General features: G+C 72.2%; 15 protein-coding genes. 9 read left to right on the forward strand and 6 right to left on the reverse strand.

Features of this window, described 5'->3' with window-relative positions:
- Nucleotides 1-117 precede the first annotated feature (117 nt).
- The 6 genes from R4I43_RS07895 (at nucleotide 118) to R4I43_RS07920 (ending at nucleotide 4,854) form a co-directional block, all read left to right on the forward strand.
- Nucleotides 118-1,338 (forward strand): NRAMP family divalent metal transporter, encoded by a 1,221-nt coding sequence (locus tag R4I43_RS07895; RefSeq protein ID WP_324264878.1) that lies wholly within the window; start codon nucleotides 118-120, stop codon nucleotides 1,336-1,338.
- Nucleotides 1,339-1,346: 8 nt separating this feature from the next.
- Nucleotides 1,347-2,108, forward strand: a complete 762-nt coding sequence (locus R4I43_RS07900) for a LamB/YcsF family protein (protein ID WP_324265033.1) — start codon at nucleotides 1,347-1,349, stop codon at nucleotides 2,106-2,108.
- The gene (pxpB, locus tag R4I43_RS07905; RefSeq protein ID WP_324264879.1) at nucleotides 2,108-2,719 is read left to right on the forward strand and encodes a 5-oxoprolinase subunit PxpB; all 612 of its coding nucleotides are present in this window, start codon (nucleotides 2,108-2,110) and stop codon (nucleotides 2,717-2,719) included. The genes R4I43_RS07900 and pxpB overlap by 1 nt, the downstream gene beginning before the upstream one ends.
- On the forward strand, nucleotides 2,716-3,567 hold the full coding sequence (locus tag R4I43_RS07910) for a 5-oxoprolinase subunit C family protein (RefSeq protein ID WP_324264880.1): 852 nt from the start codon (nucleotides 2,716-2,718) through the stop codon (nucleotides 3,565-3,567). Before pxpB ends, R4I43_RS07910 begins: the two co-directional genes overlap by 4 nt.
- Before the next feature lie 29 nt (nucleotides 3,568-3,596).
- Nucleotides 3,597-4,361, forward strand: a complete 765-nt coding sequence (locus tag R4I43_RS07915; protein ID WP_324265034.1) for a putative hydro-lyase — start codon at nucleotides 3,597-3,599, stop codon at nucleotides 4,359-4,361.
- A 70-nt stretch (nucleotides 4,362-4,431) separates the two neighbouring features.
- A complete protein-coding gene (locus R4I43_RS07920) occupies nucleotides 4,432-4,854 on the forward strand; it encodes an acyl-CoA thioesterase (protein WP_407691214.1) in 423 nt (140 codons plus the stop codon).
- Nucleotides 4,855-4,856: 2 nt separating this feature from the next.
- On the opposite strand, the gene R4I43_RS07925 is transcribed toward R4I43_RS07920, so the two are convergent.
- Both R4I43_RS07925 and R4I43_RS07930 read right to left on the reverse strand, forming a co-directional pair.
- Entirely contained in the window at nucleotides 4,857-5,030 is a 174-nt protein-coding gene (locus R4I43_RS07925) for a hypothetical protein (protein ID WP_324264882.1), read from the reverse strand.
- A 94-nt stretch (nucleotides 5,031-5,124) separates the two neighbouring features.
- A complete protein-coding gene (locus R4I43_RS07930; RefSeq protein WP_324264883.1) occupies nucleotides 5,125-6,549 on the reverse strand; it encodes a cytochrome P450 in 1,425 nt (474 codons plus the stop codon).
- Between the two features lie 123 nt (nucleotides 6,550-6,672).
- Here R4I43_RS07930 and R4I43_RS07935 point away from each other — a divergent pair, with 123 nt between their 5' ends.
- Genes R4I43_RS07935 through R4I43_RS07945 form a run of 3 tightly spaced genes read left to right on the forward strand, consistent with a single transcriptional unit; the run spans nucleotide 6,673 to nucleotide 8,495 of the window.
- Nucleotides 6,673-7,575, forward strand: coding sequence for a sensor histidine kinase (locus R4I43_RS07935; protein WP_324264884.1), 903 nt, complete (start codon nucleotides 6,673-6,675; stop codon nucleotides 7,573-7,575).
- A 30-nt stretch (nucleotides 7,576-7,605) separates the two neighbouring features.
- The gene (locus R4I43_RS07940; RefSeq protein WP_324264885.1) at nucleotides 7,606-7,854 is read left to right on the forward strand and encodes an ATP-binding protein; all 249 of its coding nucleotides are present in this window, start codon (nucleotides 7,606-7,608) and stop codon (nucleotides 7,852-7,854) included.
- Complete coding sequence (locus R4I43_RS07945) at nucleotides 7,851-8,495, forward strand: response regulator transcription factor (protein ID WP_324264886.1); 645 nt, start codon at nucleotides 7,851-7,853, stop codon at nucleotides 8,493-8,495. Before R4I43_RS07940 ends, R4I43_RS07945 begins: the two co-directional genes overlap by 4 nt.
- Nucleotides 8,496-8,672: 177 nt before the next feature.
- Here the strand turns inward: R4I43_RS07945 and bioD are convergent, their stop codons facing one another.
- The 4 genes from bioD to bioB are packed head-to-tail and all read right to left on the reverse strand — an operon-like array spanning nucleotide 8,673 to nucleotide 12,770.
- Entirely contained in the window at nucleotides 8,673-9,329 is a 657-nt protein-coding gene (bioD, locus tag R4I43_RS07950) for a dethiobiotin synthase (protein ID WP_324264887.1), read from the reverse strand.
- Complete coding sequence (locus tag R4I43_RS07955; protein WP_324264888.1) at nucleotides 9,326-10,456, reverse strand: 8-amino-7-oxononanoate synthase; 1,131 nt, start codon at nucleotides 10,454-10,456, stop codon at nucleotides 9,326-9,328. Before R4I43_RS07955 ends, bioD begins: the two co-directional genes overlap by 4 nt.
- Nucleotides 10,453-11,712, reverse strand: coding sequence for an adenosylmethionine--8-amino-7-oxononanoate transaminase (locus tag R4I43_RS07960; protein ID WP_324264889.1), 1,260 nt, complete (start codon nucleotides 11,710-11,712; stop codon nucleotides 10,453-10,455). The genes R4I43_RS07955 and R4I43_RS07960 overlap by 4 nt, the downstream gene beginning before the upstream one ends.
- Complete coding sequence (gene bioB / locus R4I43_RS07965) at nucleotides 11,712-12,770, reverse strand: biotin synthase BioB (protein WP_324264890.1); 1,059 nt, start codon at nucleotides 12,768-12,770, stop codon at nucleotides 11,712-11,714. The genes R4I43_RS07960 and bioB overlap by 1 nt, the downstream gene beginning before the upstream one ends.
- Nucleotides 12,771-12,814: the final 44 nt, after the last annotated feature.

Consider the following 12,814-nt stretch of genomic DNA (forward strand, 5'->3'; position numbering starts at 1 on the left):
TGCAGTAGGTGCAGGTGATCAACAGTTTAGCGGGAAAGTTTCCATCAGGGGATTGCGGGATTGTTGAACAATTCTCTATCTTGTTCCGAACCACAGCAACCGCGGGATCGGAGTGCCATGACCGAGACGAGCACACCCCGGCAGAACGGTTCGAAGGGCAGACGCAGCACCCTGCTGGGCGCGGTGTTCCTGATGGCCACCAGCGCCATCGGGCCCGGCTTCATCACCCAGACCACCCAGTTCACCGTTCAGCTCGGCGCCGCGTTCGCCTTCGCGATCCTGGTGTCGATCCTGGTCGACATCGCCGTTCAGCTGAACGTCTGGCGCGTCATCGGCGTCTCCGGCATGCGCGCCCAGGACCTGGGCAACAAGGTCCTGCCCGGCCTCGGCTACGTGATGGCCGCGCTGGTGGTCTTCGGTGGGCTGGTGTTCAACGTCGGCAACATCGCGGGCACCTCGCTGGGCCTGGACGCGCTGTTCGGGCTCGACGCCAAGATCGGCGGCGCGCTGTCCGCGGTGATCGCCATCGGCATCTTCCTGAGCAAGCGCGCCGGAGTGGCGGTGGACCGCATCGTGGTCGTGCTCGGCGTCGTGATGATCGCGCTGACCGCCTTCGTCGCGTTCTCCTCCGCACCACCCGTCGGGCAGGCGCTGGCGCAGGCCGTGTGGCCGGACGAGGTCGACTTCCTGGCCATCACCACGCTCATCGGCGGCACCGTCGGCGGCTACATCACCTATGCGGGCGCGCACCGGCTGGTCGACGCCGGAGTGACCGGCCCGGACCAGGTCGTCGACGTCAGCCGCAGCTCGGTGGTGTCGCTGCTGGTCACCGGCGTGATGCGGCTCGTGCTGTTCCTCGCCGTGCTGGGCGTGGTCACCGGCGGCGTCGCGCTCAGCTCCGGCAACCCGACCGCGGAGGCCTTCCAGCACGCGGCCGGAGAGGTCGGGCTGCGGCTGTTCGGCATGATCCTCTGGGCGGCGAGCATCACCTCGGTCGTCGGCGCCGCCTACACCTCGGTGTCGTTCCTGGTCACCTTCTCCCGGTCGCTGGAGAAGGCGCGGAACTGGCTGGTCGTGGCGTTCGTGGCGATCTCCGCGCTGGTGTTCGTGCTGCTGAAGCAGGCACCCAGCACACTGCTGGTGCTGGCCGGTGCGCTCAACGGGCTCATCCTGCCGGTCGGCTTCGGCGTGCTGATGTTCGTGGCCGCGCGGCGCGGCGACCTGCTCGGCGGCTACCGCTACCCGCGCTGGCTGCTGGTGGTCGGGGCGGCCGCGTGGCTGCTGACGGTGTACCTGGGCATCAACTCGCTGAGCGGCATCGTGGCGTTGTGGAAGTGAGGGTGACGGTGGATCTCAACGCGGACCTGGCCGAGGGGTTCGGCCGCTGGGAACTCGGCGACGACGAGGCGCTGCTGGGCGTGGTGACCAGCGCCAACGTCGCCTGCGGATTCCACGCCGGCGACGCATCGGTGATCCGCTCCGCAGTCCAGCAGGCCGCTGAGCGGGGCGTGGCGGTGGGTGCGCAGGTCAGCTACCGGGACCTGGCCGGCTTCGGCCGGCGGTTCATCGACGTGCCGCCGCGCGAGCTCACCGACGACGTGATCTACCAGATCGGCGCGCTCGCCGGGTTCGCCCGCGTCGCCGGAACCGAGGTCCGCTACGTCAAACCGCACGGCGCGCTCTACAACGCGATCGTGCACCACGTCGAGCAGGCCGCCGCCGTGGTGGAGGCCGTCCGGGCCTACGACCCGTCGCTGGCGGTGCTCGGCCTGCCCGGTTCGCAGTGGCTCGATCGGGCCGAGCAGGCCGGGCTGCGGACCTTCCGCGAGGCCTTCGCCGACCGCGCCTACACCCCCGAGGCGACGTTGGTGTCGCGGCGCGAACCCGGCGCGGTGCTGCACGATCCCGAGGAGATCGCCCAGCGCTGCCTGAAACTCGCCGCGGGCGAGCCGATCCGGGCCGTCGACGGCAGCGAGATCCAGGTCCGGGCCGACTCGATCTGCGTGCACGGGGACAGCCCCGGTGCGGTCGCCATCGCGCAGGCCGTGCGCGATCGGCTCACCGCCGCCGGGGTCGAGCTGCGGCCCTTCGCGGCAGGAGGCAGCTGATGCGCTTCCTGCCGTGCGCCGACTCGGGACTGCTGGTCGAACTCGCCGACCTGCAGCAGGTGCACGCGCTCTACGCCGCGCTCGCCGACGCTCCGCCCGAGGGCGTCACCGATCTGGTCCCGGCGGCGAGAACGCTGCTGCTGCAACTCGATCCGCAGCGCGCCGACGTCCGCGCGATCGAGGAGGCGGTGCGGGCGGCCGAACCTCGCCAGGGCCTGCGCGACGAGAGCGAGGAGCTGGAGGTGCCGGTGGTCTACGACGGCGCCGACCTCGCCGAGGTCGCGCGGCTGACCGGGCTCACCGAGCGCGAGGTCGTCGAGGCGCACACCGGCGCGCGCTGGAAGGTCGCGTTCGGCGGGTTCGCACCGGGATTCGGCTACCTGACCGGCGGACCGGAGGACCTGGTGGTGCCGCGCCGGACGGAGTCGCGCACGGCCGTGCCGGCCGGAGCGGTCGGGCTGGCCGGCGCCTTCAGCGGCATCTACCCGCGCGAATCGCCCGGCGGCTGGCAACTCATCGGGCGCACCGACCTGCAGATCTGGAACATCGACCGCGACCCGCCCGCCCTGTTGCGACCTGGCGTGCGGGTGCGGTTCCGGGAGATCGGATGAGCGTGGAAGTCCTGGCCACCGGCCCCCTGGCCACCGTTCAAGACCTCGGAAGGCCTGGCCTGGCGGGAATCGGCGTGGGCACCTCGGGTGCCGCCGACACCCCCTCGCTGCGGCTGGCGAACCGGTTGGTCGGCAACGACGAGGACGCCGCCGCCATCGAGATCACCCTCGGCGGGCTCGCCCTGCGCGCGACCCGCGACCTGACGGTGGCGCTCACCGGAGCACCATGTCCGGTCACAGTGGACGGTCGCGGCGCCGCGCCGAACGCGGTGCTGCGGGTTCGGCGGGGAGCCGAACTGCGGCTGGGCGTTCCGGCGGTGGGGCTGCGCAGCTACCTCGCGGTGCGCGGCGGCATCGACGTCGAACCCGTGCTCGGCTCGCGCTCCACCGACGTGCTCTCCGGGATCGGACCCGAACCCCTGCAGCCGGGGGCGGTGCTGCCGGTGGGGGCAGCGCCGGCGCGGTTCCCGGTCGTGGACCTCGCGCCCGTCGCCGGGCCGTCCGAGGAGGTCGTGCTGCGGGTGCGGTCGGGGCCCCGGGACGACTGGTTCACCTCAGAAGCGCTGAAGACGCTGGTCAGCGCGCCGTACGAGGTGACCGCCGAGAGCAACCGGGTCGGAATGCGCCTCGACGGTCCGGTGCTGGAGCGCAACCGCACCGAGGAACTCCCCAGCGAAGGCATGGTCACCGGGTCGCTCCAGGTGCCGCCGGTGGGCACGCCGACGCTGTTCCTGGCCGACCACCCCGTCACCGGCGGGTACCCGGTGATCGGCGTGGTGCCTGCCGCCGACGTGGCCAAGGCCGCGCAGGCGCGACCAGGCCAGCACGTCCACTTCCGCTACGTCTGATCCCGGAGGATTCCGCGATGTCGAAGGACATGTCGCCCGAGCAGGCCCGCGCGGCGTTCCGCGCCGGGCTGCGAGCACCGACCTCGGGGTTCAGCGCGGGGTGGACGCAGGCGAACCTGATCTCGCTGCCGCGCGAGCACGCCTACGACTTCCTGCTGTTCGCGCAGCGCAACCCCAAGTCCTGCCCGGTGCTGGACGTGACCGAGCCGGGCGAGACCAGCGCGTCGATCTTCCGCGGCGACCTGCGCACCGACCTGCCCGCCTACACCGTCTACCGCGACGGCGAGCTGGTCGACGAGCGGGCCGACGTGGTGGACCTGTGGCGCGACGACCTGGTCAACTTCCTGATCGGCTGCAGCTTCACCTTCGAGGCCGCGCTGCTGGAGGCCGGTGTCCCGGTCCGGCACGTCGAAACCGGCGGCAACGTGCCGATGTACCGGACCTCCCAGCAGTGCCGCCCGGCCGGGAGGCTGGCCGGGCCGATGGTGGTCTCGATGCGGCCCGTCCCGGCCGAACTGGTGGCCACCGCGGTGCGCGTGACCTCCCGGTATCCGGCGGTGCACGGCGCTCCGGTGCACATCGGCGCCCCGGAGGCCCTCGGCATCGCCGACCTCGCCACCCCGGACTTCGGCGAGGCCGTGGAGATCCGGCCCGGTGAGGTCCCGGTCTTCTGGGCCTGCGGAGTCACCCCGCAGGCCGCGGTGATGCACTCCAGGCCGCCGTTCGCCATCGGCCACGCCCCCGGTCACATGGCCATCACCGACGCCAGGGACGGCGACTACCAGGTCCCCTGACCCCGCGACCTGGTGCGATCCTGGTCATGATTGCGACATGGACGCCGGGTGCGCTGCTTACCGTGGGAACGTGACTTTTCGTGTTCCGCTTCAGGTCCGCAGCTACGAGCTCGACGCGCTCGGCCACGTCAACCACGCCGTGTACCACCAGTACGGCGAGGTGGCGCGGGTCGCCGGGTTCCAGGCGGCCGGGTGCGACTGGGACGCTCTGGTCGCCCGGAGGATGGCGCCGGTGCTGCTGAGCACCACGGTGAACTTCCGGCGCGAGCTGCGCGCCGACGAGCACGTCGAGGCCTCCTGCGAAGCCAAGTTCGGTTCCGGGAAGTCCTTCCACCTCGACACGGTCATCACCAAGGCCGACGGCACGATCTCCGCCGACATCACCTGCGTGCTGGGCCTGATGGACCTCGAAGCCCGCAAGCTCGTGGCCGATCCCAAGAGCGTCCTGGAGTCCTTCGGCTTCGACGCCGAGATCCTCGCCCCCGGGTCCTGAGCTCAGCGCTCGGCGGTCGCCGCCTCGCTCCGGCCCGGGAGCTCGAAGTCCCGGATCCGGTCGGCGGCGTCCGCGGCCTCGCGGTCGAGCCGCCGCCAGTCGTCGTAGGGTTCGGCCTGTTCTCGCAGCGGGGCGAGATTCTTCAGCAGGATGCGGGTCTTCGTGTCGGTGCTCATCGCTCGGCTTCCGTCGGCGGGGTGTCTCCCCACCTGCTTGATCGCTTCGCGATGTTCGGGGATTAGCCGGAAGTAAGGCAGGCCACGCCGGAGATCACCTAGTCACCGACGTGATCTCCACGGTGCCCCCGCTGCCCGGGATCATCGTGACGTTGCGGTGCACCGGGCGTTCCGGGGCGGAGGTGACCGCCCGCAGGTCGGCGCGGCGGGCGATCTCCCCGGTGAGGATGCGCATCTCCGCCATCGCCAGCGTCGCGCCGAGGCATCGCCGGTCGCCGCCGCCGAACGGGATCCACGTGTTGGAGCCGGGTTTGACGCCGACGAACCGTTCCGGGTCGAAGGTGAACGGATCGGCGTAGAGGTCGTCGCGGTGGTGCAGCGACAGGACCCCGACGAGCACCCGGGTGCCCTCCGGAACGACCCGGTCACCGAACCGCCAGTCCGCCATGACCCGCCTGCCCAGCAGCGGGATCACCGGCCGCACCCGCATGGCCTCGTGGATCGTCGCCTCGACGTAACCGCCGTCGTCCGCGCCGCGGGCCGCGTCGCGGAGCCTGCCGTAGGACTCCGTGTGGCGCACCAACCGCTCGAACGCCCAGCCGATGGAGTTCGCGGTCGTCTCGTGCCCGGCCAGCACCAGCGTGAGCAGCTCGTTGCGCAGCTCGAGATCGGTGAGCTCGGCGCCGTCCTCGTCGCGGGTGTCGAGCAGCAGCGACAGGATGTCGTGCCGCTCGCCCGGCACGTGCGCGGCGCGGCGTTCGGCGATCACCGCCATGACCGCGCGGTCGAGGTGCGCCAGCCCCCACTTCTGCACCCCCACCGGCTGCGTCCTGCGCATTGACACCAGCTCGCTGACCCGCGCGAGCGGGCTGACCGACAGCGCCAGCATCTGCCGCAGCCGCGTGCGCAGCAGCTGCTCGGCCTCACCGGAGCGGTAGTCGATGCCGAAGACACCGGACATGATCACGTCGAGGGTGACCTTCTGGGCGGAGTCGGCCAGCCGGACCCGGGAACCCGCTCGCCAGCTGTCGATCTCCCGATCGGTGGCCTCCCGGATCTGCTCCTGGTAGTGGGCGATGGCCTTGCCGTGGAACGGCGGCATGAGCAGCTTGCGCTTCCGGCGGTGCGGCTCACCGGTCACGGTCAGCACCGAGTCGCCGACGATCGGGCGCAGCTGCGACTGCCCGGCCGTGGAGGGCGCCAGCGCGGGGCCGGCGGTGAACAGGGACTTCACGTGGTCGGGGTGCGAGATGATGGTCAGCGGCCGCTTCTCCAGCAGGGTGGTGATGCCGAAGATGTCGCCGTGCCGCCGGGAGCCCTCGAACAGCATCCGGCCCTGGTCGCGCGCGAACCGCAGGGTTTGCAGCAACGGCCCCGACCCGTGCAGCGGTGGCGGCGGACCCGGCTCCTCGGTCGGCCCCGCGGGCGAGGGCAGGAGTTCACGGGAGCCGGACGGCGTCGCGTTCTCCCACCAGCGTCCGCGGCGCTGCGCGGTGGAAGTGGCGGTCGAGGTCGTCATGGCAGCAACGGTATCCGGCGGGTGACCCCGCCCACATCGTCCTGCGGGCCCGGTTCCACCTCCTACCTGAGGAGGAGGCCGCGGTGATTCCGGTGCTCCGCGCGGCGTTCTAGGCTGGCCCGGATGAAGGGCCTGATCCGCTACGCGCACAGCCGGGCCGCGGCGCTGCCGTTCGGCTACCCGCCGGCCGTGGTGCTGCCGGGGCACGCGTGCCTGGTGGTGGTCGCGGCGGTGGCGGTCGCGCAGCGGCTGGCCGCCGAGGTCGTCGACTGGACGCTAACCGGTGGGCTGCTCGCGATCTTCCCGGTGGTGTACCTGCTGGTCGGCATGCCCATCCCGGACGGCGGGCGGCCGATCGGCGTGGCCGCGTGCGCGCTCCTGGGCACCTCGGTGCTGCTGGTGCACCCGGTGGCCAACGACCTCGCACCGCTGACCCTGGTGGTGATGCTCGCCGAGTGCGCGGCCGTCACCTCGCTCCGGGTGAGCCTGACGACCGCGGCCCTGGCGGCGCTGATCCCGACGGTGGCCGCCGCGGTGGGGCACCTCGGCTACGGCCTGCCGTTCTACCTGGTGGCGGTCGCGCTCGGCTGGGCGACCGGGTTCATCATCCGCACCCAGCTGCGGTTGTTCGAGCAGGAGCGCCAGGTGCAGGCGGAACGGGCGGTGCAGGCCGCCGACGACGAGCGCCGCCGCATCGCCCGCGAGGTGCACGACGTCGTGGCCCACTCGCTGAGCATCACGCTGCTGCACCTCACCGGTGCCAGGCGCGCGTTGCAGGAGGACCGCGACGTCGACGACGCCGTCGAGGCGCTCACCGACGCCGAGCGCCTCGGCCGCCAGGCCATCGCCGACATCCGCCGCACGGTGGGCCTGTTGGACTCGGAACCGGCGAAAGTCCGCCCGGAACCCGGCATCGGAGACATCGACGAGGTCGTCTCCGACGTGGTGCGCGCCGGGGTCCCGGTGACCTACCGGGTCGACGGCGATCCTCGTTCCGCCTCCGCCGCAACGGGTCTCGCGCTCTAGCGGATCGCCCGCGAGTCGCTGGCCAACGTCGTGAAGCACTCGCCGGGAACCACGGCCGAGGTGCGGCTGGTCATCGGCGACGGCGTGGTCCTGACCGTCGGGAACCGGCTGCCCGGAACGACCGGGGGAGCCGGAACGGGCAACGGCATCGCCGGGATGCGCCAGCGCGCCGAACTGCTGGGCGGCCGGCTGGAAGCCGGTCCCGTCGGCGGCCAGTGGGTGGTGCGCGCCGAGTTCGCGCCCGACGAGGTGACGGCGGTCCCGGGGGAGGCCCGATGATCAAGGTGCTGCTGGTCGACGACCAGGAGCTGGTTCGCTCCGGACTGCGGCGGATCCTGCGCCGCAAGGACGGTTTCGCCGTCGTCGGGGAGTGCGCCGACGGCGCGGAGGTCGAGGCCGCCGCGGCGGCCGAGCGGCCCGACGTGGTCGTGATGGACCTGCGGATGAAGCACGTCGACGGCATCGAGGCCACCCGCCGGTTGCAGGCCACCGCCGATCCGCCGCCGGTGCTCGTGCTGACCACCTTCGACGACGACCAGCTGCTCTCGGGTGCGCTGCGCGCGGGCGCGAGCGGTTTCCTGCTCAAGGACTCACCAGCCGAGGACGTCATCCGAGGGGTCCGGTCGCTGGCGGCGGGCGAGGCCTGCCTGGACCCCGCGGTCACCGGGCGCGTGCTCAACGCCTACCGCTCGGCCGCCCCGCCCCCGGAGGCCGCCGCCGACGAGCTCACCTCTCGCGAGCACGACGTGCTCGCCCTCATCGGGCGCGGCCTGTCCAACGGCGAAATCGCCTCGGAGCTCGGGATTTCCGAGGTGACCGTGAAGAGCCACGTCGGCCACATCTTCGTCAAGCTCGGCCTGCGAGATCGCGCGGCGGCCATCGTGTACGCCTTCGACCACCGCATCGTCACACCGAAGTAGCCGTCAGCGGCTTCGGCGCCGCAGTCCCTCGTGCGGCTGACGAGGGACTGCGCCGGTCATAGGGAGCGATGTCGGTGCCACCCCCAGAAGCCCCGGGTGCGGCGGGAACGCCGTGACGACGCCCCGGCCCGGTGGACAAGCGGTTTTCGACGTGGGGATGACCCGCTGCGCAGACCGTCACGGTGTGCGAAACCAGGACGCGGCGCGGTCCCGGAACTCCTCGCGGGTGAGCGCCCCGGCGCCCTCGGGCAGCGCGGCGAGCACCGGCGCACCGGTGAGCCGGGGGAGTTCGGTGAGGTTGCACCGCTCGGCCAGGCCGAGCGCCCGGGGCATGGAGCCGAGCACCAGCCCGGCGGGTTCGAGACCGCGCGCCCGCAGCGCCTCGACGGTGAGTTCGGTGTGGTTGAGCGTGCCCAGCCCGATCCTGGTGACGACGTGGACCCGCACGCGGTGGTCGCGGGCCAGGTCGGCGGCGAGGCCGGGCAGCGTGCCGCCCGCGGTGTCGAGGCGCACCAGGGCACCGCCCGCCCCTTCGACGATCACCACCTCGTGGTGGCGTGCGAGTTCGCGGATGCGGGCCGCGTGCTCGCCGATCGCGGGGATGGCGACCCGGCGCAACCGGGCGGCGGTGTCCGGGGCGAGCGGGTCCGCGAGCCGGGTGAACTGCGCGACCTCGCAGCCGGTGAGGCGGGCGACGACGTCGACATCGGTCTCGTCGGAGCCGGTCTGGGCCGGTTTGACCACGGCGACGTCCGGCCCGTGGTGAACGGCCAGCGCCGCCGTGGCGATGGTCTTGCCGACCCCGGTGTCGGTTCCGGTGACGAAGACGATCACGGCGTCCCCCGGTGCTGCTCGACGACGCGGGCCAGCTGCTCGACCGCGCGTGCCCATTGGTCGTCGGTGATCCCGGCCTGGGTGGTGATCCGCAGCCGGGACACCCCGTCGGGAACCGACGGTGGCCGGAAGCAGCCGATCCGGATCCCGGCCTCGCGCGCGGCGGCCTGCGCCGCGAGCGCCACCTGCGGAGACGGCATCGGCACCGACAGCACCGCCCCCGCGGACCTGGCGACCCGGAGCCGGTCGGCGAGCTGGGAGGCGCGCCGGTGGACCTGTTGCGGGAGGTCAGGCCGGTCGCGCAGCAGGTGCAGCGCTGCCCGGGCGGCTGCGGTGGGAGCCGGGGCCAGGGCGGTGTCGTAGATGAACGGGCGCGCGCGGTTGATCAGGTGGTCGATCAACGCATCCGAGCCGAGGACCGCCCCACCCATCGCGCCTAGCGACTTCGACAACGTCGCCGTCATGACCACCTGCGGGGCCTCGCCCAGCCCGGCCACCAGCCCTCGGCCGCCGTCACCGACGACGCCCAGCCCGTGCGCCTCGTCGACCAGCAGCAGCGCGTCGTGCTCGGCGCAGACCTCGGCCAGCTCGGGCAGCGGCGCGGCGTCGCCCAGCACCGAGTAGACCGACTCGGTCAGCACGATCGCCCGCCGCCCGCCGGCCTGCGCCAGGGCCGACCGCACCGCGTCGACGTCGTTGTGCGCCACGACTTCGATCCTCGCGCGCGAGAGCCGCGCCGCGTCGATCAGCGATGCGTGCACGTGCGCGTCCGAGACGATCAGCGCGTCCCGGTCGGCCAGCGCGGTCACCGCGGAGAGGTTCGCGTGGTACCCGGTGGACAGCACGAGCGCCGAGTCCCGGCCGGTGAACCCCGCGAGCTCGGCCTCCAACTCGCCGTGCAGCGTCGTCGTGCCGCTGACCAGCCGCGACGCACCCGAACCGGCGCCCCACGCCATGGCCGCGTCGGAGGCGGCGGCGCGCACGACGGGGTGCGTGCTCAACCCCAGGTAGTCGTTGCTCGCGAGGTCGACGACGTCCTCGCTCGCCGAACGCGGCCGCAGCGTGCGCTGCAGGCCCGCCCGCTCGCGCGAACACCGCTGCTCGGCCAGCCACTCCGCCCAGCTCATCCGGCCTCCACTGCGGCGGCGATGCCCGCGCACAGCGTCGCGACGTCGGCGTCGTCGGACACGTACGGGGGCATGGTGTAGATCAAGTCCCGGAACGGGCGCAGCCACGCGCCTTCGGCCAGCGCGGCCTCGGTCGCCTTGGCCACGTCCACCGGGTGGTCCAGGCGCACGACGCCGACCGCGCCCAGCACCCGCACCTCCGCCGCGTCGATGTCGTGCAGTGCCTGCAGGCCCGCGTTGATCCGCCGGACGTCGTGCTCCCACCGGCCGGTGGCCAGCAGGTCGAGGCTCGCCGAGGCGACGGAGCAGGCCAGCGGATTGCCCATGAACGTCGGGCCGTGCATGAGCACGCCTGAATCGCTGCCGGAGATCCCGCGCGCCACCTCGCCGGTGCACAGCGTCGCCGCCAGCGTCAGGTAGCCGCCGGTCAGCGCCTTGCCCAGGCACAGCACGTCCGGGGCGACGCCGGCGGCCTCGGAGGCGAAGAGCGTTCCGGTGCGGCCGAACCCGGTGGCGATCTCGTCGAAGACCAGCACCAGCCCGTGTTCGTCGGCGACTTCCCGGAACACCCGCAGGCATTCGGCGGGGTAGGGGTGCATCCCACCGGCGCCCTGCAGCAGCGGTTCGACGATCAGCCCGGCCAGCCGGTCGGCGTGCTCGGCCGCCAGCGCCCGGAACCCCGCCGCCCAGGTCTCGACGTCACCGCCCAGCGGAGGTGGCTGATCGCCGAAGACCTGCTCCGGCAGCACCGTCGACCACATCGAGTGCATGCCGCCGTCGGGATCGCACACGCTCATGCAGTCGAACGTGTCGCCGTGGTAGCCGCCGCGAACGGTGAGGAACCGCGTGCGGTCCGGTCGCCCGGCGCCGCGCTGGTACTGCAGCGCCATCTTCATCGCGACCTCGACGCTCACCGAGCCGGAATCGGCGAGGAAGACGCGGTCGAGCCCGTCGGGGGTGAGTTCGACCAGGCGCCTGGCCAGCTCGATCGCCGGCTCGTGGGTGAGGCCGCCGAACATCACGTGCGAGAACCGCTCGGCCTGCCGGTGCAGCGCTCGGTCGAGGACGGGGTGGCGGTAGCCGTGGATCGCCGACCACCACGACGCCATCCCGTCTACGACGTCGCCGGTGCCGTCGATGCTGATCCGGCTCCCGGACGCGCCGGTGACCAGGCGGGTCGGGGCCGGGTCGAGCATCGAGGTGTAGGGGTGCCACAGGTGCTCGCGGTCGAAGGCGAGCTGGTCGGAGGCGTCCATCAGGCGTTGGGCAGGACGTCGGTTCCCGCTCCGCGGCGCCGGATCGCGGGGTCGGCGGGGCGTTGCGCGATCTCCTCGTCGGAGCCGAGCACGACGAAGCCGCTGTCGCGGATCATCGCCAGGTCCGCCTCCGCTTCCTGCCCCTCGGAGGTGAGGTAGTCGCCGAGGAAGATCGAGTTGGCGACCTGCAAGGCGACCGGCTGCAACGTGCGCAGGTGCATCTCCCGGCCACCGGCGATGCGGATCTCGCGGTCCGGGCAGACGAACCGCGCCATCGCCAGGATCTTCACGCAGCGGGCGGGGGAGAGCTCCCAGGTGTTCTCGAACGGGGTTCCGTCGAAGGGCATCAGGAAGTTCACCGGGATGGAGTCCGACTCCAGCTCCTTGAGCGCGAACAGCGCCTCCACCAGTTGCTCGTCGGTCTCACCCAGGCCCGCGATCAAACCCGAACACGGCGACAGGCCAGCGGTTTTGGCCTTGTCCACGGTGTCCACGCGGTCGGCGTAGGTGTGGGTCTGGACGATGTTGTCGTGGTGGCTCTCGGCGGTGTTGATGTTGTGGTTGTAGGCGTCCACACCGGCGTCCTTGAGCCGTTCGGCCTGGCCGTCGGACAGCAACCCCAGGCACGCGCACACCTCGACGTCGGGGTGCTCGGACTTCAGCGCGCCGACCATCTCGGTGACCTTGTCGATGTCCCGGTTGGACGGGCCGCGCCCGGACGAGACCATGCACACCCGGCTCGCCCCGCCCTTGAGCCCGGCGCCCGCCTGGCGCAGCGTCTCGTCCTTGGACAGCCACGAGTACTTCAGGATCGGTGCGCTGGAGCCGAGCGCCTGCGAGCAGTAGTTGCAGTTCTCCGGGCACAACCCGGACTTCAGGTTGACCAGGTAGTTGACCTTCACGGTGTTGCCGAAGTGCGCCCGCCGCAGCTTGCTCGCCGCCGCCACGACGGACATCAGCTCGGCGTCGTCCGCGCGCAGCACGGCGAGCGCGTCCTCGGACGTGGCCGGTCGTCCGGCCAGGACCGCGTCGGCGAGCTGATCGAAGGTGGGGCCCATGCCATCTCCCGGGGTCGACCTGAACAGTGTTCACCTGAACATCG

Origin of the sequence: Saccharopolyspora mangrovi, from assembly GCF_035320975.1 — a bacterium.
Taxonomy (GTDB): Bacteria; Actinomycetota; Actinomycetes; order Mycobacteriales; family Pseudonocardiaceae; genus Saccharopolyspora; species Saccharopolyspora mangrovi.

What these genes read in the sequence shown, in the direction of transcription:
- R4I43_RS07895 (WP_324264878.1), top strand. Translation starts at nt 118, where the DNA reads ATGACCGAGACGAGCACACCCCGGCAGAACGGTTCGAAGGGCAGACGC.
- R4I43_RS07955 (WP_324264888.1), bottom strand. Translation starts at nt 10,456, where the DNA reads ATGAGCTGGGCGGAGTGGCTGGCCGAGCAGCGGTGTTCGCGCGAGCGG.
- R4I43_RS07935 (WP_324264884.1), top strand. Translation starts at nt 6,673, where the DNA reads ATGAAGGGCCTGATCCGCTACGCGCACAGCCGGGCCGCGGCGCTGCCG.
- R4I43_RS07910 (WP_324264880.1), top strand. Translation starts at nt 2,716, where the DNA reads ATGAGCGTGGAAGTCCTGGCCACCGGCCCCCTGGCCACCGTTCAAGAC.
- R4I43_RS07960 (WP_324264889.1), bottom strand. Translation starts at nt 11,712, where the DNA reads ATGGACGCCTCCGACCAGCTCGCCTTCGACCGCGAGCACCTGTGGCAC.
- R4I43_RS07945 (WP_324264886.1), top strand. Translation starts at nt 7,851, where the DNA reads ATGATCAAGGTGCTGCTGGTCGACGACCAGGAGCTGGTTCGCTCCGGA.
- R4I43_RS07915 (WP_324265034.1), top strand. Translation starts at nt 3,597, where the DNA reads ATGTCGCCCGAGCAGGCCCGCGCGGCGTTCCGCGCCGGGCTGCGAGCA.
- bioB (WP_324264890.1), bottom strand. Translation starts at nt 12,770, where the DNA reads ATGGGCCCCACCTTCGATCAGCTCGCCGACGCGGTCCTGGCCGGACGA.
- pxpB (WP_324264879.1), top strand. Translation starts at nt 2,108, where the DNA reads ATGCGCTTCCTGCCGTGCGCCGACTCGGGACTGCTGGTCGAACTCGCC.
- R4I43_RS07925 (WP_324264882.1), bottom strand. Translation starts at nt 5,030, where the DNA reads ATGAGCACCGACACGAAGACCCGCATCCTGCTGAAGAATCTCGCCCCG.
- R4I43_RS07930 (WP_324264883.1), bottom strand. Translation starts at nt 6,549, where the DNA reads ATGACGACCTCGACCGCCACTTCCACCGCGCAGCGCCGCGGACGCTGG.